At 68.5% G+C, this 23,755-nt stretch carries 26 protein-coding genes; 22 read left to right on the top strand and 4 right to left on the bottom strand.

All coding sequences use genetic code 11. From position 1 onward, the window contains the following. Positions 1 to 78 precede the first annotated feature (78 nt). The 22 genes from IG196_RS28750 (at position 79) to kdpE (ending at position 20,087) form a co-directional block, all read left to right on the top strand. Entirely contained in the window at positions 79 to 1,038 is a 960-nt protein-coding gene (locus IG196_RS28750; RefSeq protein ID WP_192194001.1) for an MBL fold metallo-hydrolase, read from the top strand. After that, complete coding sequence (locus IG196_RS28745) at positions 1,035 to 1,508, top strand: hypothetical protein (protein ID WP_225616837.1); 474 nt, start codon at positions 1,035 to 1,037, stop codon at positions 1,506 to 1,508. The genes IG196_RS28750 and IG196_RS28745 overlap by 4 nt, the downstream gene beginning before the upstream one ends. Positions 1,509 to 1,658: 150 nt before the next feature. Continuing rightward, on the top strand, positions 1,659 to 1,970 hold the full coding sequence (locus IG196_RS28740) for a c-type cytochrome (RefSeq protein ID WP_225617107.1): 312 nt from the start codon (positions 1,659 to 1,661) through the stop codon (positions 1,968 to 1,970). 19 nt (positions 1,971 to 1,989) lie between these two features. Continuing rightward, positions 1,990 to 3,354, top strand: a complete 1,365-nt coding sequence (soxC, locus tag IG196_RS28735) for a sulfite dehydrogenase (protein WP_192193999.1) — start codon at positions 1,990 to 1,992, stop codon at positions 3,352 to 3,354. After that, positions 3,338 to 4,390, top strand: coding sequence for a c-type cytochrome (locus IG196_RS28730; protein WP_192193998.1), 1,053 nt, complete (start codon positions 3,338 to 3,340; stop codon positions 4,388 to 4,390). The genes soxC and IG196_RS28730 overlap by 17 nt, the downstream gene beginning before the upstream one ends. Before the next feature lie 19 nt (positions 4,391 to 4,409). Continuing rightward, on the top strand, positions 4,410 to 4,868 hold the full coding sequence (soxY, locus tag IG196_RS28725; RefSeq protein ID WP_095950317.1) for a thiosulfate oxidation carrier protein SoxY: 459 nt from the start codon (positions 4,410 to 4,412) through the stop codon (positions 4,866 to 4,868). A gap of 46 nt (positions 4,869 to 4,914) precedes the next feature. Beyond that, the gene (soxZ, locus tag IG196_RS28720) at positions 4,915 to 5,226 is read left to right on the top strand and encodes a thiosulfate oxidation carrier complex protein SoxZ (protein WP_172438442.1); all 312 of its coding nucleotides are present in this window, start codon (positions 4,915 to 4,917) and stop codon (positions 5,224 to 5,226) included. A gap of 84 nt (positions 5,227 to 5,310) precedes the next feature. Beyond that, complete coding sequence (gene soxA / locus IG196_RS28715) at positions 5,311 to 6,114, top strand: sulfur oxidation c-type cytochrome SoxA (RefSeq protein WP_192193997.1); 804 nt, start codon at positions 5,311 to 5,313, stop codon at positions 6,112 to 6,114. Positions 6,115 to 6,126: 12 nt separating this feature from the next. Continuing rightward, on the top strand, positions 6,127 to 6,780 hold the full coding sequence (soxX, locus tag IG196_RS28710; RefSeq protein WP_095747116.1) for a sulfur oxidation c-type cytochrome SoxX: 654 nt from the start codon (positions 6,127 to 6,129) through the stop codon (positions 6,778 to 6,780). Positions 6,781 to 6,799: 19 nt separating this feature from the next. Then, on the top strand, positions 6,800 to 8,524 hold the full coding sequence (gene soxB, locus IG196_RS28705; RefSeq protein WP_192193996.1) for a thiosulfohydrolase SoxB: 1,725 nt from the start codon (positions 6,800 to 6,802) through the stop codon (positions 8,522 to 8,524). Positions 8,525 to 8,565: 41 nt separating this feature from the next. Then, the gene (locus IG196_RS28700) at positions 8,566 to 9,681 is read left to right on the top strand and encodes a YeeE/YedE family protein (RefSeq protein WP_192193995.1); all 1,116 of its coding nucleotides are present in this window, start codon (positions 8,566 to 8,568) and stop codon (positions 9,679 to 9,681) included. Positions 9,682 to 9,877: 196 nt separating this feature from the next. Then, a complete protein-coding gene (locus IG196_RS28695) occupies positions 9,878 to 10,873 on the top strand; it encodes a DUF3829 domain-containing protein (RefSeq protein WP_192193994.1) in 996 nt (331 codons plus the stop codon). An 8-nt stretch (positions 10,874 to 10,881) separates the two neighbouring features. Continuing rightward, the gene (locus IG196_RS28690) at positions 10,882 to 11,229 is read left to right on the top strand and encodes a hypothetical protein (RefSeq protein WP_192193993.1); all 348 of its coding nucleotides are present in this window, start codon (positions 10,882 to 10,884) and stop codon (positions 11,227 to 11,229) included. Between the two features lie 111 nt (positions 11,230 to 11,340). Next, positions 11,341 to 11,484, top strand: a complete 144-nt coding sequence (locus IG196_RS28685) for a hypothetical protein (RefSeq protein WP_192193992.1) — start codon at positions 11,341 to 11,343, stop codon at positions 11,482 to 11,484. Then, positions 11,481 to 11,579: a K(+)-transporting ATPase subunit F gene (kdpF, locus tag IG196_RS28680; protein WP_056576794.1), complete on the top strand. Its 99-nt coding sequence runs from the start codon at positions 11,481 to 11,483 to the stop codon at positions 11,577 to 11,579. Before IG196_RS28685 ends, kdpF begins: the two co-directional genes overlap by 4 nt. A gap of 1 nt (position 11,580) precedes the next feature. Continuing rightward, complete coding sequence (kdpA, locus tag IG196_RS28675; protein ID WP_192193991.1) at positions 11,581 to 13,380, top strand: potassium-transporting ATPase subunit KdpA; 1,800 nt, start codon at positions 11,581 to 11,583, stop codon at positions 13,378 to 13,380. Positions 13,381 to 13,393: 13 nt separating this feature from the next. Continuing rightward, positions 13,394 to 15,502 (top strand): potassium-transporting ATPase subunit KdpB, encoded by a 2,109-nt coding sequence (kdpB, locus tag IG196_RS28670; protein WP_192193990.1) that lies wholly within the window; start codon positions 13,394 to 13,396, stop codon positions 15,500 to 15,502. A 13-nt stretch (positions 15,503 to 15,515) separates the two neighbouring features. Beyond that, entirely contained in the window at positions 15,516 to 16,127 is a 612-nt protein-coding gene (kdpC, locus tag IG196_RS28665) for a potassium-transporting ATPase subunit KdpC (RefSeq protein WP_192193989.1), read from the top strand. A gap of 13 nt (positions 16,128 to 16,140) precedes the next feature. Continuing rightward, positions 16,141 to 16,494: a hypothetical protein gene (locus IG196_RS28660; RefSeq protein WP_101491407.1), complete on the top strand. Its 354-nt coding sequence runs from the start codon at positions 16,141 to 16,143 to the stop codon at positions 16,492 to 16,494. Then, positions 16,484 to 16,618 (top strand): hypothetical protein, encoded by a 135-nt coding sequence (locus IG196_RS32255; RefSeq protein WP_263864225.1) that lies wholly within the window; start codon positions 16,484 to 16,486, stop codon positions 16,616 to 16,618. The genes IG196_RS28660 and IG196_RS32255 overlap by 11 nt, the downstream gene beginning before the upstream one ends. 11 nt (positions 16,619 to 16,629) lie before the next feature. Continuing rightward, positions 16,630 to 19,377: a DUF4118 domain-containing protein gene (locus IG196_RS28655; protein ID WP_192193988.1), complete on the top strand. Its 2,748-nt coding sequence runs from the start codon at positions 16,630 to 16,632 to the stop codon at positions 19,375 to 19,377. An 8-nt stretch (positions 19,378 to 19,385) separates the two neighbouring features. Next, positions 19,386 to 20,087 carry a two-component system response regulator KdpE gene (gene kdpE, locus IG196_RS28650; protein ID WP_192193987.1) on the top strand — a complete coding sequence of 234 codons (702 nt, stop codon included), beginning with the start codon at positions 19,386 to 19,388 and terminating at the stop codon, positions 20,085 to 20,087. A gap of 254 nt (positions 20,088 to 20,341) precedes the next feature. On the opposite strand, the gene IG196_RS28645 is transcribed toward kdpE, so the two are convergent. The 4 genes from IG196_RS28645 to IG196_RS28630 form a co-directional block, all read right to left on the bottom strand. After that, entirely contained in the window at positions 20,342 to 21,472 is a 1,131-nt protein-coding gene (locus IG196_RS28645; RefSeq protein WP_192193986.1) for a zinc-binding dehydrogenase, read from the bottom strand. An 89-nt stretch (positions 21,473 to 21,561) separates the two neighbouring features. Then, complete coding sequence (locus tag IG196_RS28640) at positions 21,562 to 22,110, bottom strand: tyrosine-protein phosphatase (protein ID WP_192193985.1); 549 nt, start codon at positions 22,108 to 22,110, stop codon at positions 21,562 to 21,564. Further along, positions 22,107 to 22,607 carry a hypothetical protein gene (locus IG196_RS28635; RefSeq protein WP_192193984.1) on the bottom strand — a complete coding sequence of 167 codons (501 nt, stop codon included), beginning with the start codon at positions 22,605 to 22,607 and terminating at the stop codon, positions 22,107 to 22,109. Before IG196_RS28635 ends, IG196_RS28640 begins: the two co-directional genes overlap by 4 nt. After that, positions 22,604 to 23,746 (bottom strand): MGDG synthase family glycosyltransferase, encoded by a 1,143-nt coding sequence (locus IG196_RS28630; RefSeq protein ID WP_192193983.1) that lies wholly within the window; start codon positions 23,744 to 23,746, stop codon positions 22,604 to 22,606. The genes IG196_RS28635 and IG196_RS28630 overlap by 4 nt, the downstream gene beginning before the upstream one ends. Positions 23,747 to 23,755: the final 9 nt, after the last annotated feature.

Below are 23,755 nucleotides of genomic sequence, written 5' to 3'. Positions count from 1 at the left end.
AAATATCATCTTCTGCTTATATTTACAGCCGGGCAAGCCCGCGGCCCTCGCCGCCCAGCCCGCAGGAGACGACCCACGATGTTCCCGTGCCGGCCCACCGCCGTTCGCGCGAAGGCGCTGCTGATGTGCGCTGCGCTCTGGCTGAGCGCCAGTGCCGCGTTCGCCGCTCCCGAGATCCGCCCGCTGCCGGTCGCGCCCGACATCTACTACGTGCAGGGCATCCCTGCGCTGGGCTCGAAGGAGAACCAGAACTTCATCTCCAACGCCGGCTTCGTCGTCACGCGCGACAGCGTCGTGATGATCGACGCGCTGGGTTCGCCCGCGGTCGCCGAGCGCATGGTGGCCGAGATCCGCAAGCTCACGCCCAAGCCGATCAGCCACGTCATCCTCACGCACTACCACGCCGACCACATCTACGGCCTGCAGGTGTTCAAGGCGCTGGGCGCGCAGATCGTGGCGCACACGCGGGGCAAGACTTACCTCACGTCCGACACCGCGCGGCTGCGGCTCGAGGCCTCGCGCCAGGAGCTCGCACCGTGGATCGACGAGCGCACGCGGCTGGTGCCGGCCGACGTGTGGATCGACGGCCGCACCGAGCTGACGATCGGCGGCACGCGCTTCGTGATCCAGCCCGCCGGCCCCGCGCACACGCCCGAAGACCTCGCCATCTTCCTGCCGCAGCAGAAGGTGCTGTTCACCGGCGACATCGTGTTCCGCAACCGCACGCCCTACGTGGGCTCGGCCGACAGCCGGCACTGGATCACGTCGCTCGACGCGCTGCTCGCACTCGACGCGCGCACCATCGTGCCGGGCCACGGCCCCGCGTCGGACGACCCGGCGCAAGACCTGCGGCAGACGCGCGACTACCTCGTCTTCCTGCGCGGCGCGATGCAGAAAGCGGCGACTGAGATGACGCCTTTCGACGAGGCCTATGCCGCCACCGACTGGTCACGCTTCGAGGCCTGGCCGTTGTTCAAGGTGGCCAACCGCATGAACGCCTACAACACCTACCTGCTGCTGGAGCAGGAGGCGCGATGACGGGCGACCGTACGCGGAGGCAGCTCGTCGCGGGCCTTGCCGCGTGGTGCGTCGCACCGATGGCGGTGCATGCGGCCGATGTGCAGCAATTGCCCGCACCCGTCTCGCTGGCCGGCGCGCTCGCTGCGGCGCTGGCCCGCTCGCAACCGCTGGTCGTCATGGCCAGCCTGCAGGGCTGTCCCTTCTGCAAGATCGTGCGCGAGCACTACCTTGTGCCCGAACTCGCCGTCGGCCTGCCCGTGGTGCAGATCGACTTTCGTGATTCGCGCATCGTGCGTGACTTCGACGGCTCCACACGCACGCACGACGCGCTCATCAAGGCTTGGAAAGTTACCGTCGCACCGACCGTGCTCTTCTTCGGCCACAACGGCCGCGAGGTCGCCGAACGCCTGACCGGCGGCGACTCGGACTTCTACGGCGCCTACCTCGAAGCACGCCTGCAGCAAGCGCGCACCGCCGTCCGCGGCTGACGTTATGCATGGCGAAACCGAACGGGTTTCCCCCAAGGGCAAAGCCCTTCCCTTGTTCACGATCGTCCCTAAAATCAATACATAACGATTTACTTATTTAATGATGAAACCGGCCGCTTCGGGGCGCGTTTCGAGGAGACCGATTTGAAGTTGCTGTTGCCGTCGCTCGCCGTTGCTGCCACCACCCTGCTGCTGTCGACACCGGCCCTTGCCAACAAGGAGCTGGCCCAGAAGAACGCCTGCCTCGCCTGCCATGCGGTCGACAAGAAGCTGGTCGGACCCGCCTACCTCGACGTCGCGAAGAAGTACACCGGCCAGGCCGACGCGCTTGCCGTGCTCACCGCGAGCATCCAGAAGGGCAGCACCGGCAAGTGGGGCGCCGTGCCCATGCCCGCGCAGCCCGCGATGAGCGAGGCCGATGCCAAGGCGTTGGCCGCCTGGGTGTTGGGTGGCGCCAAGTAAGGCGCACGGACGCGACGCCATGAGCGGCAGCATCCAGCAGACCGGGCAGGTGCGCAAGGCACCCGAGAACTTTCTCGACGCGCAGGACGTGCGTTCCGTCTTCGCCGAAGCGGGCAAGGGGCGGCGCGACTTCATCCGCAACGCCTTCGCCGCGGCCGTTGCAGGCACGGCGGCCACGTCGTCCGCGCTCGCGCAAACGCGCACCGCAGTGGGCGACGGCGACCCCGCCATATTGAATCTGCCCGCGCACAGCACGGGCCTCGGCCAGCCGGTGGTCACCGACGGCTACGGCAAGCCTTCCAAATACGAAGCCAACGTGCAGCGCCGCCAGAGCCCGGGGCTCACGCCAACCGCGCAGGCCTCGGTGTCGTTCGCGCCGCTGCAGTCGCTGTTCGGCATCGTCACGCCCAGCGGCCTGCACTTCGAGCGGCACCACCAGGGCTGGTGGGACATCGATCCGTCCAAGCACCGCCTCATGGTCAACGGCATGGTGAAGACGCCGAAGGTCTTCACGCTCGACGAGCTGATGCGGCTGCCGTCGGTGTCGCGCTTTCACTTCATCGAGTGCGGCGCCAACACCGGCATGGAGTGGGGCAACGTCGCGGTGCCGACGGCCCAGTACACGCATGGCATGCTGTCGTGCAGCGAGTTCACCGGCGTGCCGCTGATCACGCTGCTCGAGATGGCGGGCGCCGACCTGAAGGGCGAGCGCTTCGTGCTCGCCGAAGGCGCCGACGGTTCGTCGATGACGCGCACCATTCCCATGAGCCTCATCCGCTCGGGCGAGGTGCTCGTGGCCTACGGCCAGAACGGCGAGATGCTGCGGCCCGAGCAGGGCTACCCGCTGCGGCTCGTGGTGCCCGGCGTGCAGGGCGTGAGCTGGGTCAAGTACCTGCGCCGCATCGAACTCGGCGACCAGCCCTACGGCGCCAAGGACGAGACCGTGCACTACGTCGACCTGATGCCTGACGGCCAGCACCGCCAGTACACCAGCATCCAGGAATGCAAGAGCGTCGTGACCACGCCTTCGGGCGGCCAGATGCTGCTCGACAAGGGCTTCTACAACATCACCGGCCTCGCGTGGTCGGGCCGCGGCCAGGTGAAGCGCGTGGACGTGAGCGTGGACGGCGGACGCAACTGGCGCACCGCGCGGCTCGAATCGCCCGTGCTCTCGAAGTGCCTCACGCGCTTCAACATCGACTGGGTGTGGGACGGCACGCCCGCGATCATCCAGAGCCGCGCGATGGACGACACCGGCTACGTGCAGCCCAGCTACAAGCAGCTGCGCGCGGTGCGCGGCACGCGCTCGATCTATCACAACAACGCCATCCAGTCGTGGCAGGTGCAGGCGAACGGGGAGGTGGCGAATGTCCAGCTTTCCTAAGCGCGCGCTGCTCGTTTTTGCGCTCGCCTGCGGCGTCGGCGCTGCGGCATGGGCACAGCCCAAGGCGGCTGGCTATGCCGGCATCGGCCGCGACGCCACGCCCAAGGAAGTGGCCGCGTGGGACATCGACGTGCGCCCCGACTTCAAGGGCCTGCCGCCCGGCTCGGGCTCGGTCACGCGCGGACAAGACCTGTGGGAAGGCAAGTGCGCCTCGTGCCACGGCGTGTTCGGCGAATCGAACCAGGTGTTCAGCCCGATCGTCGGCGGCACCACGGCCGAAGACATCAAGAGCGGCCACGTCGCGCGCCTGAAAGACCCGGCCTTCCCGGGCCGCACCACGCTGATGAAGGTCACGAGCCTGTCGACCGTGTGGGACTACGTGTACCGCGCCATGCCGTGGAACCAGCCCAAGTCGCTGACGCCGGATGACGTGTATGCCGTCACCGCCTACATGCTGAACCTCGGCGGCATCGTGCCCGACGACTTCACGCTGTCCGACAAGAACATCCGCGAGGTGCAGGCCCGCATGCCCAATCGCAACGGCGGCACCACCGCGCACGCGATGTGGCCCGGCGCCGAGTTCGGCCGCGCGGCGAAGCCCGACGTGTCGGCCGTGGCCTGCATGCGCGACTGCGTGCCGGCGGCGTCGTCGGTCGCACAACTGCCGCCGCATGCGCGCGGCAGCCACGGCAACCTCGCCGACCAGAACCGGCTGGTGGGCGCGCAGCGCGGCATCGCCACCGCCGCGCCCGCTGCTGCAGTGAAGACCAGCGCACCGGCCGCAGCACCGAAGGTGCCCGTGGCGCTGCTCGAGAAGAACAGCTGCACCGCCTGCCACGGCATGACGCAGAAGCTCGTCGGCCCCGCCTTCTCGGACATCGCGAAAAAGTACCCCGGCCAGACCGACCACCTGCTGCAGAAGATCAAGGCAGGCAGCACCGGTGTCTGGGGGGCGATCCCGATGCCGCCGCAGACCCTCGGCGACGATGATGCCAAGGCCATCGCACGCTGGCTCGCCGACAGCGCCGGACCATGATTCGACAGGAGACAACCCCATGAAAAACCGCAGACAGATGCTCACGCAGTCCGCCGCCCTCGCAGGCCTGGCGGCCACCGCCGGATGGCTTCCCGCCACCGCGTTCGCGTACTCCAAAGACGCCTTCGACGCCAAGAGCGTGGCCGACGCGCTCAAGGCCGTCGGTGTCACCGGCGCGCCCACCGAGAGCAAGGACGTCACCATCACCGGCCCCGACATCGCCGAGAACGGCGCCGTGGTGCCGCTCAGCGTGGCCACCGCCTTGCCCGGCGTGAAGCAGCTCATGCTGCTGGTCGAGAAGAACCCCAACGCCGTGGTCGCGATCTTCAATACCTCGGAGTTCGTCGAGTCGAACTTCACCACGCGCGCCAAGCTGGGCCAGTCGTCCGACGTGTACGCGATCGCGGTCATGAACGACGGCAAGGCGCTCTTCGCCAAGAAGGAAGTCAAGGTCACGCTCGGCGGCTGCGGCGGCTGAGCGACGGCTTCACACACAAGAACACGACGAGAAGAAGGAGACCACCATGGCAGATCCCATGCGCATCCGCGCCCAGGCCGCGGGCGACAAGACGACCGTGCGCATCCTCATGGCGCACGAAATGGAAACCGGCCAACGCAAGGACGCCGCCGGCAAGACCATCCCCGCCTGGTTCATCCAGGAGGTCACGGCCTCGCTCAACGGCAAGACCGTGCTCACGGCCGACTGGGGCCCGGCGGTGTCGAAGAACCCCTTCATGCAGTTCACGCTGAAGGGCGCGAAGGCCGGCGACAAGATCGCCGTGACCTGGAAGGACAACCGCGGCGACACCCGCACCGACGAAGCCACCGTCAGCTGACGCTTCCTCCGCCACGCGTTCGATCGCTTGCTCGATCGCTCGCGTGTTGTTGTTGTGTTCCCCACGAGAAAAAAAGGCGGCCCCATGAGGACAACCACATGCCTGAGCCTGCTGGTGCTGGCCGGCAGCATCGCACTGCCCGCCGCGGCGCAGAAGACCACGGCCGAAGGCATCGCCGAGTACCGCGCGCTGCTGCAGGACGGCAACCCCGCCGAACTGTTCGAGGCCAAGGGCGAAGACCTCTGGAAACAGAAGCGCGGCCCCAAGGCCGCGTCGATGGAGAAGTGCGACCTCGGCAAGGGCCCGGGCGTGGTGAAGGGCGCGTTCGCCGAACTGCCGCGCTACTTCCCCGACACCGGCCGCGTGCAGGACATGGAGTCGCGCCTGCTCACCTGCATGGAAACGCTGCAGGGTTTCGATGCCGTCGCCATCGCCAAGACGCCGTTCGGCCAGGGCGAGCAGAAGAACCTCGAGGGGCTGGTGGCGTGGATCTCGGCCGAGTCGAAAGGCCTGCCGCTGAACCTGCCGCAGTCGCACGCCAGCGAACGCCGCGCGTACGAAGTGGGCAAGCGCCTGTTCTTCCTGCGCGCCGGCCCGCACGACTTTGCCTGCGCCACCTGCCACGGCGCCGACGGCAAGCGCATCCGCCTGCAAGACCTGCCCAACCTCACGAAAAACCCCGGCGCCGGCGAAGGCTTCGGCGCCTGGCCGGCCTACCGCGTGTCGTCGGGCGAGCTGTGGGGCATGCAGCGCCGGCTCAACGACTGCTTCCGCCAGCAGCGCTTTCCGTACCCGGGCTATGCCAGCGACGTGACCGTGGCGCTGGCCGTGTACATGGGCGTCAACGGCAAGGGCGGCAAGACCACCGCGCCCGGCATCAAGCGCTGAAGGAGCCACGCCATGAAGTCTGATCATTTCTTCGGCCTGGCCGCCGTGGCCTGCGCGCTCACCGTGTTCGGTTGCGCGTCCGTCGACAGCGCGGCCGAGCTCGACAAGCTCACCGCCGACGCGCTGCAGCGTTCCTTCCGCGACCAGGGCATCGCCAAGGTCGACCGCCTCGTGCAAGACCCCGCCAACCTCGCGTGCAGCGAAGCCGAGGCCAGTGGCAAGCCGCTGGACGAGCAGCGCACCAAGGAGATCGAGGCCGCCAACATGAAGACCGTTCGCTGGCCTTCTGACGGCAAGTTCGTCGGCGACTGGCGCGAGGGCGAGAAGATCGCGCAGAACGGCCGCGGCCTCACCTGGACCGACGCGGCCAATGCCGCCAACGGCGGCAATTGCTACAACTGCCACCAGATGTCGAAGGAAGAAATCTCCTTCGGCACGCTCGGCCCCAGCCTGTACCACTACGGCAAGCTGCGCGGCGTGAGCGACCCGGCCAGCGCTGCTTCCAAGCCCATCGTCGAATACACCTGGGGCAAGCTGTGGAACGCGCGCGCCTACAACGCCTGCTCGAACATGCCGCGCGTCGGCCATTCCGGCATCCTCAACGAGAAGCAGATCCGCGACGTGATGGGCTTGCTGCTCGACCCCCAGTCTCCCGTCAACCGCTGAACGCCCGGCCTCCTTCTTCATGAACCTTTCCAAGCGCGAGTTCGTCCAGATGCTCGGTGCCGGCGCTGTCGCCGGCCTGGGCCTGGGCCGCCACGGCAGCAGCGTGGCTGCCGGCCTCGACGGCATGTACACCGTGCCGGCCTTCGGCAACGTGTCGATGCTGCACATGACCGACTGCCACGCGCAGCTCAAGCCGCTGTACTTCCGCGAGCCGGGCGTCAACATCGGCGTGGGGAGCATGCGCGGCAAGGTGCCTCACCTCGTGGGCGAGCACCTGCTGAAAGCCGCCGGTGTGAAGCCCGGCACGCGCATGGCACATGCGCTCACCTACCTCGACTTCAACAACGCTGCACAGCGCTACGGCAAGGTGGGCGGCTTCGCGCACCTGGCCACGCTGGTCAAGCAGCTCAAGGCCAGCCGGCCGGGCGCGTTGCTGCTCGACGGCGGCGACACCTGGCAGGGTTCGGCCACCTCGCTGTGGACCGACGCACAGGACATGGTCGACGCCTGCAAGCTGCTCGGCGTCGACGTGATGACCGGGCACTGGGAGTTCACCTACGGCATGGCGCGGGTGCAGCAGATCATCGAGAAAGACTTTGCGGGCAAGGTCGAGTTCGTCGCGCAGAACGTCAAGACCGCCGACTTCGGCGACCCGGTGTTCAAGCCGTATGTGATGCGCGAAATCAACGGCGTGCCGTGCGCCATCATCGGCCAGGCCTTTCCCTACACGCCCATCGCCAACCCGCGCTACATGGTGGCCGACTGGACCTTCGGCATCCAGGACGACAACCTGCAGCGCGTGGTGAACGAAGCGCGCGGCAAGGGCGCGCAGGTGGTGGTGGTGCTGTCGCACAACGGCATGGACGTCGACCTCAAGATGGCGAGCCGCGTCACCGGCATCGACGCCATCCTCGGCGGCCACACGCACGACGGCACGCCCATGCCCACGCTCGTGAGCAACGCGGGCGGCAAGACCATCGTGGTCAACGGCGGCTCCAACGGCAAGTTCCTCGGCGTGATCGACTTCGACGTCAAGGGCAAGAAGGTGAGCGACTTCCGCTACCGCCTGCTGCCCGTGTTCTCCGACCTGATTCCGGCCGACAAGGAGATGGACGCGCTCATCACCCGCGTGCGCGCGCCCTACGAAGCCAAGCTGTCCGAAACCCTGGCGCACACCGACGGCGCGCTGTACCGGCGCGGTAACTTCAACGGCACCGGCGACCAGCTGCTGCTCGACGCGCTCATGGAAGTGCAGGACGCGCCCATCGCCTTCTCGCCCGGCTTCCGCTGGGGCACCTCGCTGCTGCCCGGCCAGGCGATCACGCGCGAGTGGCTGATGGACATGACGGCCACCACCTACTCGTACGCGACCGTCACGCAGATGACCGGCGAGACGCTGAAGACCGTGCTCGAAGACGTGTGCGACAACCTCTTCAACCCCGACCCCTACTACCAGCAGGGCGGTGACATGGTGCGCGTGGGCGGGCTGCAATACACCTGCGACCCGACGGCCGCCATGGGCCAGCGCATCCAGGACATGCGCCTGGGCGGCAAGCCCATTGATGCGAGCCGCAGCTACAAGGTCGCGGGCTGGGCGCCCGTGAGCGAAGAGGCGCGCACCGCCGGCAACAAGCCGGTGTGGGAAGTCATCGAGCCGTGGCTGAAATCGCGCAAGGTCGTGACCACGCGCCGGCTCGACGAACCCGTGCTGAAGAACATCGCACCGAACCCAGGCCTGGCCTGAATCGAGCGCCCCGCATGTGGGGCGCTCCCTAGAATCGGGGCATGTCCATCGAGCAGGTTTCCCTTCTCACCACGCTCGCGCTCGTGGCGGCCTTCGTGCTGTCGGCGGTGTTCGGCGCCGTCGCGCGCGCCACGCGCTTTTGCACCATGGGCGCGATCAGCGACGTGGTGGCGCTCGGCGACTGGACCCGCGTGAAGCAGTGGGCCGCGGCCGGCGGCGTCGCGCTCATCGGCTTCTCGGCGTTGGTGTTCACGGGGCTCGTCGATGCCGACCGCACGCTCTATGCCTCGCACCAGATCCTCTGGCTCGCCGCGCTGGTCGGCGGCCTGCTGTTCGGTGTCGGCATGGTGCTGTCTTCGGGCTGCGGCAACAAGACGCTGGTGCGCCTGGGCGGCGGCAACCTCAAGGCGCTGGTGGTGCTGGTGCTCATGGGCGTGTCGGCCTTTGCCACGCTGAAGGGCATCACCGCGGTGTTGCGTGTTGCGACCGTCGATGCGGTGCATGTCGATCTGGCAGTGAACGCATCACTGCCCGAGGTACTGGCTGCCTCTTTCCAACTGAACGCATCGTCGCTGCGCCTCGCGCTCGGCTTGGTGCTCGGCGGCGCGCTGCTCGTGTGGGCCGCATGGGGCCGCGAGACGCGCGACGTGCGCAGCCTCGTCGGCGGCATGCTGATCGGCGCATTGGTCGTCGGTGCATGGTGGCTCAGCGGGCATTGGGCGGTGGTCGAGGAGCATCCGCTCACGCTCGAGCACGTGTTCCTCGCCACCAACTCCGGCCGCGCCGAAGCGCTGAGCTTCGTCACGCCGGTGGCTTACGCGCTCGACTGGCTCATGTTCTACAGCGACGTCAACAAGCGGCTCACGCTCGGCATCGTGTCGGTCGCCGGCGTGGTGGTGGGGGCCGCACTGCATGCGCTGTGGTCGCGCGAATTCCGCTGGGAAGGTTTTGCCGGCACCGGCGACCTCGCTCACCACGCGACGGGCGCGGTGCTCATGGGCATCGGCGGCGTCACGGCCATGGGCTGCACCATCGGACAGGGCCTGAGTGCGCTGTCGACGCTGAGCATCGCGAGCCTGCCGGCGATCGCAGGCATCGTCATCGGTGCGGTGGTAAGCCTGAAGTACCAAGCTTGGCAGCTCGAACGCACGCTCTGATTTCCAGCGCCGTGCGTTGAAGCGAATCCTCACAATTTAGTTCGGTGCGGCACGTGCTTTTCGCGCGTTTGCGACGCGCGGAGGCGGTGGTGCTGGCTATCATTTTTCGCACCCGACGCCGCCCTTGCGCGCGATGCCCTTCTTCGATGCGGCATGGCCGGGCCGGCACCGAACAACCACAACCGAGGGAGAGCGCATGACCGCGCACAACAACCGATCGGCGCGCACGCGCCTGTTTGCCTTGAGCCTGTGCTTCTGTGCCGTGCTCGCGGCCTGCAAGGACGACACCAAGGCCACGCCGCCATCGCCTTCGCCGTCACCGTCCGCGTCAGGCAAGACCCAGCCTGCCAAGGACCCGGCGCGCGAGCAGGCCGCGGCCCGCACCACCTACAGCCAGGCTTACAACCGGCTCATCGACGACAACCGCAGCGTCGCCGCCAAGTACAAGAGCTACGTGCAGATGAACGTGAACGGCAAGTCGCCGAGCGGAAACTCGTTCTATGGCAGCCCTTCCGATGTGCAGTCCATCGCGGACGACCTGAAGAAGGCACGCGCCACCGGTTCGGGCGACGCGGCGCTCGACGCGGCCGTTGACGGCGTGGTGGCCACGGGCGAGAAGCTCGTCGCCATCTGGACGCCGATGGACCCGTACTACAGGTCCAAGAGTTTTCTCGAAGACAAGTGGGTCAAGGGCCGCGCGGCCGACGCTGACATGAACGCCGCCTTCAAGGGCCTGCTGGCCAGCATCGACACGCTGGGCAGCGAGCTGGACCGCGTGCAGGAGGCGTCGCGTACCGAACGCATGGCCAAGCTCAAGGCCGAGGGCGACCTGCTCAACTACCACACGCTGGCGTCGATGGCCGTGGCCAAGAAGTTCGTCAACGCTCTCGATCAGGTCGACGGTCTGAAAAACAAGGACGCCATCGCCAAGGTCGATGCGGCGGCCAGCGAGTTGCAGGCCTCGCTGGAAGAGCTCTCCAAGGCGCTGGAGGAAGCCAAGGCCCAGGCCAAAGCCAAGGGGGACGAAGGCAAGGCGCCCAACTACAACTATGCGTCGCTGCACGGAAGCCTGCTGAACATGATCGGCCAATGGCGGACGTTCAAGGACAGCAAGTTCCCGTCGACGTTCAAGAACATCGTGAGCTACTACAACTCCGCCGTGGGGTCGTACAACCGCGGCTTCGGCCGCTGACCCTCGCCATGGGCGCCGCACGGCTTGTTTCGCGCGGCAGCGTCGCGGCCTTCGCGGTCGCGGCGCTTCTCGTTGCGACGGGATTGGCGGGCTGCGGCAGCGCCCGCGAGACGCAGCAGATTCCCGTCTCCGCGTTCCGCAACTACGGCGCGTCGCCGCTGCAGCACACCTTCTACATCGGCTCCGATGCGCGGTTCCACCGCTTCCAATGGTCCAACGGCAAGCAGGGCGGCACCTGGCTGATAGCGCGCGCCGAGATGGACATCGTCAACGAAAAATCAGTCGACGACCCGGGCACCGCCCGCGCCGGCTACTTCCTCAGCCGGCGTGGCGACGGGCGCTGGATGGTTCGCTGAGCCTTCCGCCGCTTCGTTTTTACGCTTTCTTTACGCCCCCTCACCCACTCTTTCCCCCGGTTTTACGCACGCCTGCCGAGACTCATCTCATCTTGTTTGCAGGAGTGATGAATGGACATCGTCTGGATGGGCGCCTTGCTGGCGCTGTGGGTCGTGGTGGCGGCCATGGTCGTCGGGTTGAACCGGCTCGAAGGGCCGCAGAAGCCGCACGCGGGCGTTGATACAACAACACGCACGCAGGGAGATGCATCGTGATCGGCCTCGAAGTCTTGTATGGCTTCGGCGCGCTGGTCGCCGTGGTCCTGTTCGCGTACCTGGTGTTCGCGCTGATCTGCGCCGAGGAGTTCTGACATGGAAACCTCGGCCTGGGTCTTGCTGGCCCTTTTTCTCGGCGCACTGCTCGTGCTGGCCTGGCCGCTGGGCAAGCTGCTGGCCGCGCTGTGCGGCGAGCGCGTGCCGCGCTGGATGCAGCGCATCGAAGCACCGCTGTACCGGCTCGCGGGCACCCAACCCGAGCAGTCGATGCACTGGCTGCGCTACGCGCTGGCGCTGCTCGCGTTCAACGCCATCGGCGCGATCTTTCTGTATGCCCTGCAGCGCTTGCAGGGCGGGCTGCCGTTCAATCCGGCGGGCATGGGCGCGGTGTCGCCCGACTCGGCCTTCAACACGGCGGTGAGCTTCGTTGCCAACACCAATTGGCAGGGCTACGGCGGCGAGTCGACCATGAGCTATCTCACGCAGATGCTCGGCCTGGCGGTGCAGAACTTCCTGTCTGCCGCCACCGGCATCGCGGTCGCCTTCGCACTGGTGCGCGGCTTTGCGCGCCGCGGTGACGGCAAGGGCCTGGTCGGCAACTTCTGGGCCGACGTGACGCGCGTCACGCTGTGGGTGCTGGTGCCGATTTCGTTCGTGCTCGCGCTGTGCCTCGCGGGGCAGGGCGTGATCCAGAACTTCGACGCCTACAAGAGCGTGCAGACGCTCGAGGCCACGGCGTTCCAGCAACCGAAGAACGGCCCCGATGGCCAGCCTTTGAAGGACGACAAGGGCGCGCCTGTGATGGAAGACGCCACCACGCCGACGCAGACGCTCGCCATGGGCCCGGTCGCTTCGCAGGAAGCGATCAAGATGCTCGGCACCAACGGCGGCGGCTTCTTCAACGCCAACTCGGCCCACCCGTATGAGAACCCGACCGCGCTCAGCAACCTGCTGGAGATGCTGGCGATCTTCCTGATTCCGGCGGCGCTGTGCTTTGCCTTCGGCCGCGTGGTCGGCGACCTGCGCCAGGGCTGGGCCGTGCTCGCGGCGATGACGGTGCTGTTCGTGGTGGCGGTGCTGGTCGCCACGCCCGCCGAGCAGGCCGGCAACCCGCTGCTGGGCCCGCTGGGCGTGGACCAGATGGCCAGTGCGCTGCAAAGCGGCGGGAACATGGAAGGCAAGGAAGTGCGCTTCGGCATCGACGCCTCGGCCCTCTTCGCCGCCGTGACCACCGCCGCCTCGTGCGGCGCGGTGAACGCCATGCACGACTCGCTCACGCCCATCGGCGGCATGGTGCCCCTGGTGCTGATGCAGCTGGGCGAGGTCGTCTTCGGCGGCGTTGGCAGCGGCCTGTACGGCATGCTGGTGTTCGCCATGCTCGCGGTGTTCATCGCGGGCCTGATGATCGGCCGCACGCCCGAGTACCTCGGCAAGAAGATCGAAGTGCGCGAGATGAAGCTGATCTCCATCGCCATCCTGGTCACGCCAGTGTTGGTGCTGGCGGGCACGGCGCTGGCGGTGAGCGCGGGTGCGGGCAAGGTCGGCATTGCCAACCCCGGCGCGCACGGCTTCTCCGAGGTGCTGTACGCGCTGACCTCGGCCGCCAACAACAACGGCAGCGCCTTCGCCGGCCTGTCGGCCAACACACCGTTCTACAACGGCCTGCTCGGCCTGGCGATGTGGCTCGGGCGCTTCGCGATGATCGTGCCGGTGCTCGCCATTGCCGGCGCGCTGGCCGCCAAGAAGCGCCTGCCCGTCACCAGCGGCACGCTGCCCACGCACGGCCCGCTGTTCGTCTTCCTGCTGATCGGCACTGTGCTGCTGGTCGGTCTGCTCAATTATGTGCCGGCACTGGCCTTAGGCCCGATCGTCGAACACCTCGTGCTCTGGAAATAAGAAGGAGCGCACCATGACTGTCAAAACCAAAACCTCTCTCTCGCTGTTCGATGCAGCGCTCGTGAAGCCCGCGCTGTGGGGCGCCTTCGCCAAGCTGAACCCGCGCACCCAGTGGCGCAACCCGGTGATGTTCATCGTCTACATCGGGAGCATTCTCACGACGTTGCTCTGGGTGCACGCGCTGAGCTTCCCCGGCGACACCGGCATGCGGCCCGCCTTCGTGCTGGCCGTGACCGTGTGGCTGTGGTTCACCGTGCTGTTCGCCAACTTCGCGGAAGCACTGGCCGAAGGCCGCAGCAAGGCGCAGGCGGCGTCGCTGCGCGGCCTGCGCAAGGACACCTGGGCCAAGAAGCTGAAGGACCAGCAACAGCCGCACCACGGTGCGCCGTGGCTGCCGGAGCAGGCGCCCAACCTGCGCAAGGGCGACGTCGTGCTGGTGGAAGCCGGCGACGTGATTCCGCTCGACGGCGAGGTCATCGAAGGCGTGGCCTCGGTCGACGAAAGCGCCATCACCGGCGAATCGGCGCCCGTGGTGCGCGAGTCGGGCGGCGACTTCTCGGCGGTGACGGGCGGCACCCGCGTGCTGTCCGACTGGCTGGTGGTGCGCATCTCGGTGAACCCCGGCGAGTCGTTCCTGGACCGCATGATCGGCATGGTCGAAGCGGCCAAGCGCCACAAGACGCCGAACGAGATCGCGCTGACCATCCTGCTGGTCGCACTGACGATCGTGTTCCTCATGGTCACCGTCACGCTGCTGCCGTTCTCGGTGTTCAGTGTCGAGGCCGCGGGCGCGGGCACCGTGGTGTCGCTCACCGCGCTGGTCGCACTGCTCGTGTGCCTGATCCCGACCACCATCGGCGGCCTGCTCTCGGCCGTGGGCGTGGCCGGCATGAGCCGCATGATGCAGGCCAACGTGATCGCCACCTCGGGCCGCGCGGTGGAGGCCGCCGGCGACGTCGACGTGCTGCTGCTCGACAAGACCGGCACCATCACGCACGGCAACCGCCAGGCCAGCGCCTTCCTGCCCGCGCCCGGCGTGCCGAAGGGCCGCCTCGCACGCGCCGCCATGCTCGCCTCGCTGGCCGATGAAACGCCAGAGGGCCGCAGCATCGTCGAGCTCGCGCGCCGCGATGGGCTGGAAGCCGCCTCCGTCGAAGTGGTGCGCTATGTGCCCTTCACCGCGCAGACCCGCATGAGCGGCGTCGACCTGCCGGCCGCGCCCCACAGCCTGGACACCGACGCCATCGTGCTGCGCAAGGGCGCGGTCGATGCGGTGCGCCGCCATGTCGAATCGTTCGGCGGCACCATGCCGGCCGAGATGCTGCGTGCCGCCGAAGAAACGGCACGCCGCGGCAGCACGCCGCTGGCCGTGGCCGAAGGCAACCGCGTGCTCGGCGTGGTCGAGCTCAAGGACATCGTCAAGACCGGCATCAAGGACCGCTTTGCCGAGCTGCGCCGCATGGGCATCAAGACCGTGATGATCACGGGCGACAACAAGCTCACGGCCGCCGCCATCGCGGCCGAGGCCGGCGTGGACGACTTCCTGGCCGAGGCCACGCCCGAAGACAAGCTCGCGCTCATCCGCAAGTACCAGGCCGAAGGCCGGCTGGTCGCGATGACCGGCGACGGCACCAACGACGCCCCCGCGCTCGCGCAGGCCGACGTGGCCGTGGCCATGGGCAGCGGCACGCAGGCCGCGAAAGAGGCCGGCAACATGGTCGACCTCGACTCCAACCCGACCAAGCTGCTCGAGGTGGTGGAGACCGGCAAGGCGCTCTTGATGACGCGCGGCTCGCTCACCACCTTCTCGATCGCGAACGACGTGGCGAAGTACTTCGCGATCATTCCGGCGATCTTCGTGTCGACGTATCCGCAGCTGGGCGCGCTCAACGTGATGCGGCTTGCGAGCCCGTCATCGGCCATCCTGTCGGCGGTGATCTTCAACGCGCTCGTCATCGTGTTCCTGATTCCGCTCGCACTCAAAGGCGTGCGTTACCGGCCCGTGGGCGCCGCCGCGCTGCTGCGCCGCAACCTCGCCATCTACGGCCTGGGCGGTTTGGTCGTTCCTTTCATCGGCATCAAGTTGATCGACTGGCTGCTCGTGGCCGTCCATCTCGTCTGAGGAGTTCTTCACCATGACAAGCCACAACACCAACGCCAACAACAGCGGCGGCATCGTTCGCCCCGCGCTCGTGCTCTTCGCACTGCTGAGCGCGCTCACCGGCCTGATCTACCCGGCGGCCGTCACCGGCGCCGCGCAAGCACTGTTCCCGTCGCAGGCGGCGGGCAGCCTGATCGTGCTGGATGGCACGACGGTCGGCTCGAAACTCATCGGCCAGAACTTCAGCGACCCGAAGCACTTCTGGGGCCGCCCGTCGGCCACTGCACCGCAGCCCTACAACGCGAGCGCCTCGGGCGGCTCCAACCAGGGCCCGCTCAACCCCGCGCTGGCCGACGCGGTGAAGGCGCGCGTCGAAGCGCTGCGCGCGGCCGACCCGGGCAACACCGCACCGGTGCCGGTGGACCTCGTCACGGCCTCGGCCAGCGGGCTCGACCCCGACATCAGCCCTGCCGCCGCGCACTACCAGGCCGCCCGTGTGGCACGTGAACGCGGCATGGCGCCCGACCAGGTGAATGCGCTGATCGTGCAGAACACCCAGAAGCCGCTGTGGGGCGTGCTGGGCGAATCGCGCGTCAACGTGCTGGCGCTGAACCTGGCGCTTGAAGCTTCTTCGACGGTGCGTTGAGGAGAAAACAACCATGGCCTATGCCGCCTACCGTGAACACCCCAGCGTGGTGCGAAGTCCGATCGCGCCGCGCACGACGCAATTCCACGTGCTCGATGTCACCGTCTGCTGCGCGGACGCGCTGCGCGTGCGCCGCAGCATTGCGGCCTGCGCCGAAGCCGGCGTGGTGCGCTGCGAGCCGCTGCTGCATGCCTGCAGCTCGCAGGAAAGCGACGCACCCTGCGTGCGCCTGATGATCCGCTTTCCGACCGCGCGCTACGCCGAGGTGCTGCACCGGCTCATCGAATGCGTGCCTTCGGGCGAGATCGGCCGGCTCATGAGCTGGCGCGATCACCTCACGCGCTGCGGCCTGCGCCATGGTCTCTGACCTGTTGCACGTGTTGCTGGCCATGGCGGCGCTGTTCGTGCCGCTGGGCTTCGCCTGGTGGGTGCTGTCGCGCACCGCGCGTCGCCATGCGCGGCGGCGCAAGAACGGGCCGCCGATGCGATAACCTGAGAAGCCATGCCCGAGACCCGCCCCGACCCCGACGCCCTGCTCGCGCAACTGCGCAGCGACGAGGCGCGCGCGCTGCGCGGCAAGCTGCGCATCTACTTCGGCGCCAGCGCCGGCGTGGGCAAGACCTGGGCCATGCTCAGCGCCGCCCGGCGCGAGCGCGAGGCCGGGCGCGACGTGCTCATCGGCGTGGTCGAAACGCACGGCCGCAGCGAGACCGCCGCGCTGCTCGCGGGGCTCGACACGCTGCCGCTGCGCGAGCTGCCTTATCGCGGCCGCACACTCGCCGAGTTCGATTTGGACGCAGCCCTGGCGCGCAAGCCCGCCGTGCTGCTGGTCGACGAACTGGCCCACACCAACGCGCCGGGATCGCGCCACGCCAAGCGCTGGCAGGACGTGCAGGAGCTGCTGGCCGCGGGCATCGAGGTGTGGTCGGCGCTCAACGTGCAGCACCTCGAAAGCCTCAACGGCACCGTCGGCGCCATCACCGGCGTGCGCGTGCACGAGACCGTGCCCGACACCGTGCTCGACGAGGCCGACGAGGTGGTGCTGGTCGACGTCACGCCCGACGAACTCACGGCGCGGCTCGCGGCCGGCAAGGTCTACCTGCCGCAGCAGGCCGAGCGCGCCGCACAGAACTTCTTCCGCAAGGGCAACCTGATCGCGCTGCGCGAGATCGCCCTGCGCCGCACCGCCGAGCATGTCGAAGACGATGTGCGCGGCTGGCGCGTCGAGCAGTCGGGCCCCGGCGGCAACGGGCAGGGCGGCGCGGCGCTGCAGGCCTGGAACACCTCGGGCGCGATCCTGGCCTGCGTCGGCCCGCACGAGGGCGCGGCGCAGACCGTGCGCACCGCGGCACGGCTCGCGGGCCAGCTCAATGTGCGCTGGCATGCCGCGTATGTCGAGACGCCGCGGCTGCAGCGCCTCGACGCGGCGCAGCGTGACCGCATCCTCGCCGTGCTCAAGCTCGCCGAGGAACTGGGCGCGGCCACGGCGGTGCTCACCGGCGCCGACGTGGCGGAGCAACTGTCCGAACAGGCGCGGCGCCTCAACTGCGCGACGCTGGTCATCGGCCGCGCGGAGCCCGTGCGCGGCTGGCGGCGCTGGTGGGGCGCGTCCACGGTGCCGTTGGCGCGCGCACTGGCACAGCGGGCGCCGGCGCTCGACATCCTCGAAGTCGGCCGCGCCGACAGCGCACGCCGCCTGTCGCAGGCGCCGTTCGCCACAGCCCGTGCCGACGACGAAGACGACGAGCGCGCGCAGTCCCGCTGGCCCGGCTACGCCTGGGCCGCTGCCACCAGCATCGCGCTCACGCTGCTGTGCACGCCGCTGACGGGCGTGCTGGAACTGTCCAACATCGTCATGCTGTTCCTGCTCGGCGTGGTGGGCGTGGCGATGCGTTTCGGGCGCGGGCCTTCGGCGCTCGCGGCGATGCTCAACGTGGCGGCCTTCGATTACTTCTTCGTCGCGCCGCGCCTGTCCTTCGCGGTCAGCGACGTGCAGTACCTGCTGACCTTCGCCGTCATGCTCGGCGTCGGCCTGCTGGTGGGCCAGCTCACGGCCGGGCTGCGCTTTTCGGCCGGCGTGTCGACCAGCCGCGAACGCCGCGCACGCTCGCTGTTCGAGCTCACGCGCGAACTCTCGGCCGCCCTCGAAAGCACCCAGGTCGTCGCGCTCGGCACCGCCGCCGTGCAGGCCCATTTCGGCGGCCATGCGCGCGTGCTGGTCACCGACGCGGCCGACCAGCTCGTGCCCCCCGCCGACCCGCCGCCCGGCTTCGACGCGCAGGTGGCCGACTGGGCCTTCCGCCACGGCCAGCCCGCCGGCCTGGCCACCGCCACGCTCGCCGCGCAGCCCTGGCACTACGTGCCGCTGCGCGCGCCGATGCGCGTGCGCGGCGTGCTCGCCCTGTGCCCGGCCCGTCCGCGCTGGCTGCTGATTCCCGAGCAGGCACAGCAGCTGGATACGCTCGCGCGCCAGATCGCCATCGCGCTGGAGCGCGTGCACTACGTCGAAGTGGCGCAGCGTGCCGTGGTCGAGATGGAATCGGAGCGCCTGCGCAACGCGCTGCTCGGCGCTATCTCGCACGACGTGCGCACGCCGCTCACCGCGCTCATCGCGCTGGCCGAATCGCTGCAGACCCTGCCGCCCGAAGAACACACCGAGGCCGCGCGCGCCATCGTCGTGCAGGCCCATGCGCTGCATGCGCTGGTCAGCAACCTGCTCGACATGGCGCGGCTCGAAAGCGGCGTGGCCGGCGGCACGGTCAACCTGCGGCGCGACTGGCAGTCGGTCGAAGAGGTGGTGGGCGCCGCCATCCGCGCCGCACGCCCCGCACTGCGCGGCATGGTTGTGCAGACTGCCTGGGACCCCGAGTTGCCGCTGGTCGAGTTCGACGCCGTGCTCATCGAGCGCGTGCTCGTCAACCTGCTGGAGAACGCCGCCAAGTACGGCGCCGCGCCCATCGAGGTGGGCGCACGCGCCGAGTCCGGCACGCTGGTTCTCACCGTGCGCGACCACGGCCCTGGCCTGCCCGCCGCGCTGCACGGCCGCGAGCAGACGCTGTTCGACAAGTTCACGCGCGGCGAGGCCGAATCCGCCACGCCCGGCGTCGGCCTCGGCCTGGCCATCTGCCGCGCCGTGGTGAGCGCGCACGGCGGCGAGATCAGTGCGGCCAATGCGCGCGACGGCGGTGCAGAATTCACCGTCACCTTGCCGCGCCGCGAGCCCCCCGAACCCGCTGAAGCCCAGCTCTGAAACCCGCCATGCCATCCCCCACCGCCATCGTGATCGAAGACGAGCCGCAGATCCGCCGCTTCGTGCGCGGCGCGCTCGAGGCCGAAGGCTGGCAGGTGCACGAAGCCGGCACGCTGCGCGACGGCCTGGCGGCGGCCGGCACGCGCCAACCCGATCTGCTGGTGCTCGACCTGGGCCTGCCCGACGGCGACGGCGTGTCGCTGATCCGCGATGTGCGCGGCTGGTCGCAGGTGCCGATCATCGTGCTCTCGGCCCGCACCGACGAAGCCGACAAGATCGCCGCGCTCGACGCCGGCGCCGACGACTACCTCACCAAGCCCTTCGGCACCGGCGAACTGCTGGCCCGCGTGCGCGCCAACCTGCGCAGGCCGCGTGCGGCGAGCGGCAACGGCGATGAACCGGCCGCAGAGGCCGTGTTCCGCTTCGGCGAGATCGAACTGGACCGCGCCGCACGCATCGTGCGCCGCGCCGGTGCCGAGGTGCACCTCACGCCGACCGAGTACAGATTGCTCTGCGTGCTGGTGGCCAACGCCGGCCGCGTGCTGACGCAGCGGCAACTGTTGCGCGAAGTGTGGGGCCCGTCGCACACGGACCAGAGCCACTACCTGCGCATCTACATGGGACATCTGCGGCAGAAGCTGGAAGCCGATCCGGCGCAGCCGAAGCATCTGTTGACGGAGACGGCGGTGGGGTATCGGTTGGTCGTCTAAACAGAAACAGAAAAAGAAAAAACGAGGGAAGGGGCTTTCAACCACCCACAAAGCCCGGCAGGCGGTGTGGTGAGGGCGGCCCCTCTGTGCCGCCGAGGAGCGCAGCGTTTCGCGGATCAGGGCTCGCAGCTGTTTGAGCCGAAGGCGAGTTCTGCGAGACCCCGCGAAACGCGAGCACCGCAGGGGAGCCGCGAAGCGGCCGGCACAGTGGGGCCGACCGCGCCGCACCGCTTGCCGGGCGCTCTCCAAGGAGATCAGCCAGCCAATCCCTTGTTCGGATTCAGCAGAAACTTCTCCCCCGTCGCCTGCTTCCCATACACCCCGATCGCATCCAGCTGCAGCGCCTCGACCAGAGACACCTCCCGCGTGTAGTGACTCGCAAACGTCGTCTTCAATTCAGCCACCACGCGCGAACGCAGCCGCTGCGTGCCTTCATCGCCCAGCTTCTGCAGGAACGGGAACAGCAGCCAGCCGCCCATGCCCCAGGCCATGCCGAAGTTGCGCACGAACTCGGTCGGGCTGCGGTCCAGGCCGCCGTAGATGTAGACCTGCTTGTGCGTGGTCGAGCCGTAGCGGCTGTATTCCTTGGCGGTGCGGTTCAGCGCCGCTTCCATGCAGCCGAGGATCTGGCCGGCGAGCTTGCCGCCGCCCGTGGCGTCGAAGGCGAGCGTGGCGCCAGTGGCGACCAGTGCGTCGGTCAGCTGCTCGAGGAAGTCCGGCGAGCTCGCGTTGCAGACGTACTTCGCGCCGATGCTGCGCAGCAGGGCTTCCTGCTCGGGCTTGCGCACGATGTTGACGAGGTCGATGCCGTCCTTCTGGCAGATCTTGTTGAGCATCTGGCCCAGGTTGGACGCAGCTGCGGTGTGCACCAGCGCCTTGTGGCCTTCGCGCTTCATGGTCTCGACCATGCCCAGCGAGGTCAGCGGGTTCACGAAGCACGACGCGCCTTCGGCCGGCGTGGTGCCCGCCGGCAGTTCGAGGCACATCTGCGCGGGCACCGCGCGGTACTGCGAATACATCGCGCCGCCGATGGCTGCCACGGTCTTGCCCAGCAGTGCCTGCGCGGCCGGCGACGAACCGGCCTTGACCACCACGCCCGCACCCTCGTTACCCACCGGCATCGACTGGTCGAGCCGCGCCGCCATCGAGGCGCGCGCGCGTTCCGGCACGATGGCCGTGACGACGGGGCGATCGGCCGTGCCGGAGGCCACCGCAGTGCTCATGTCGGCGGCGCCGAAGAGCAGGCCCAGGTCCGACGGATTCATCGGCGAGGCCTCGACGCGGATCACCACCTCGTGGGCCTGCGGTTCGGGCATCGGGTCGTCGTGCAGGGAGAGTTCGAGTTCGCCGTTGGAACGGACGAGAGAGCGCAGTTGGAGTGCCATGGAGAAGCCCCTGTGAAAGGTCGTTCGAAGATGGCCATCGGCCACGGGGCGGCCAGTATAGGAGCGGGTGCGCGCGCCTGCTGGCGCCTTCAGGACACCACGGGAATCACCGGGGCATGGGCCAGCGCGTGACGCATCTTCAGCGGGTCGAGCCGCTCGATGTAGCGCGGAATGTTGCGCCACATCGTGTGGTACCCATAGCCGCCGCGCAGCATCTCCTGGCGCGCGCTGTCCTTGTCCCAGTCCTGCACGGCCATGCGGTAGACGGCCGCCACCACGCCCGTGCGGTCCGCGCCGTGCATGCAATGGATGAGCACCGGGCCCTGCTTTTCGGCCTCGCGAATGGCGACCAGTGCGCGCAGCACCTTGGCATCGTCGATCGACCAGGTGTTGATCGGCACGCGCACCAGCCGGATGCCGCTGCCCGCAAACACCTTCCGGTCGTCGTTGAAGGAGCGCAGACTCACGACGGTGCGGATGTCCAGCGACTGCAACGCCGCCACGTTCGCGCGGCGCGGCTGCGCGCTGCGGTACAGCGTGGGCGTGATGCGGTGCAGGTTCTCGACCTGCAAGGCATCGAGCGGATCGGCCCAGTGGCCGGGGCGCAGATCGGCGGTCTTCGTTTTTGTCGTTGTCATCGCGCGCGCGGACGCCAGTGGCGCACCGTCAGGATGAGCGCCGCGATCGCAAGCCCGCCCCAATAGTCGATCGGCGCACCCCATAGCCAGTGCTTGTGCCAGAAGGCCTTCACGGGGTTGAAGTTCTCGAAGCCGAAGGCCGGGTTGATGAGGAACCACAGGAAGTCTTCGCAGACCCAGAACACGATGAGTCCTGCGAGCGCCAGCCCCCAGTCGCGCCAGGTCCAGCGTCCCTGGAAGGCCAGCGGCGAGAAGAACACAAGCGCCATGAAGGTGAACACCCACGCGTGATACCCCGTCATCGCGCGCCCGCCCCAGAACAGGTCGAGCCAGATGTTGTTCTCGATGCGCCACGTGGGCAGCGACGTGGCCCAGCCGGCGCCGCCCTCGATCTGGATCTCGGCGTTGGCGAAGAAGAACGCCATCGTCACGACCCACGCGAGGTAGACCAGCGTGCGGCCGATGCCCGGCCGCGGCTCCACGGCGCCGCCGCTCATTCGGCAATGCCCAGCACGCGCTGCAGCACCGCACGCGCGGCCTGCGGCTTGCCCAGGGCGCGGCTGCGCGCGGCCATGGCCGCGAGCTTGGCGGGGTCGGCCATGAGGCGCGCCACCTTGTAATCGAGGCCGATGGCGTCGTAGGCCAGCCAGGCGGCGCTTTCTTCCATGAGGAAGCCGGCGTTGTGCTCTTCCTGCCCCGGAATCGGCGAGATCAGCAGCATCGGCTTGCCCAGCGCCAGGCACTCCGACACCGTGAGGCCGCCGGGCTTGGTCACGACCAGGTCGGCCGCGGCCATCATCTTGTGCATCTCGTTCGTGAAACCGACCGCCACCACGCGGCCCGGATAACGCTGCGACAACGCCTCGAGCCGGGCGTGGGCCTCGGCGTTGCGGCCCGCAACCGCGATCACCTGGAAGGGCGTGTCGCCGCCGAGCGCCAGCACGCGCTCGACCATGCTCGGCAGGTCGCCCACGCCGGCACCACCCGACGCCATCAACAGCACCGGCCGTGCGGGGTCCAGCCCCAGCGCACGAGCGCAGGCCGCGTGCGCCAGCTCGGGTGCATCAGGCTCGGAAAAAGCCGGCATCACCGGGATGCCCGTGACATGCACGCGCTCGGGCGGAATACCGCGTGCGCGCAGCCGGAAGGCGACTTCTTCCGTCGCCGCGAGGTAGCCCGTCATGCCCGGCACCAGCCACATGTTGTGCAGGTCGTAGTCGGTGATCTGCAGCCACACGGGGCACTCGATGCGCCCCCGGTTGCGCTCGCGCATCAGCAGCTCGGCCGGCAGGAAGTGGGTGCAGATCACGGCATCGGGCTTGGCGCGGCGAATCTCGCGCACCAGCGCCCCGGTGCTCAGGCGCTCGATGCCGCGTCGCAGCCGCTGCGAGGGCGCGTGGTGCGGCGTGACGTCGGTGCGCTGGTGCAGGTACGACCACAGCTCGGGCGCGCGGTTCACCAGCTGGAGGTACCAGTCGGTGTACACCTTGCGAAAGCCCAGCGGCACATGGGCCATGGCGTCGACGTGCACCGCGGTATGCGGCGCGAACGACTGGGCGAGGGTGGCTTCGAGCGCCTGGGCGGCGCGCACATGGCCGTTGCCGGCGCTCACACTGAGGATCAAGAGTTTGGTCATGGATTCGGC

The sequence above is a fragment of the Variovorax sp. 38R genome (genome assembly GCF_014843395.1).
Taxonomy (GTDB): Bacteria; Pseudomonadota; Gammaproteobacteria; order Burkholderiales; family Burkholderiaceae_C; genus Variovorax; species Variovorax paradoxus_H.
This window is presented reverse-complemented; position numbering and strand designations above follow the sequence as displayed.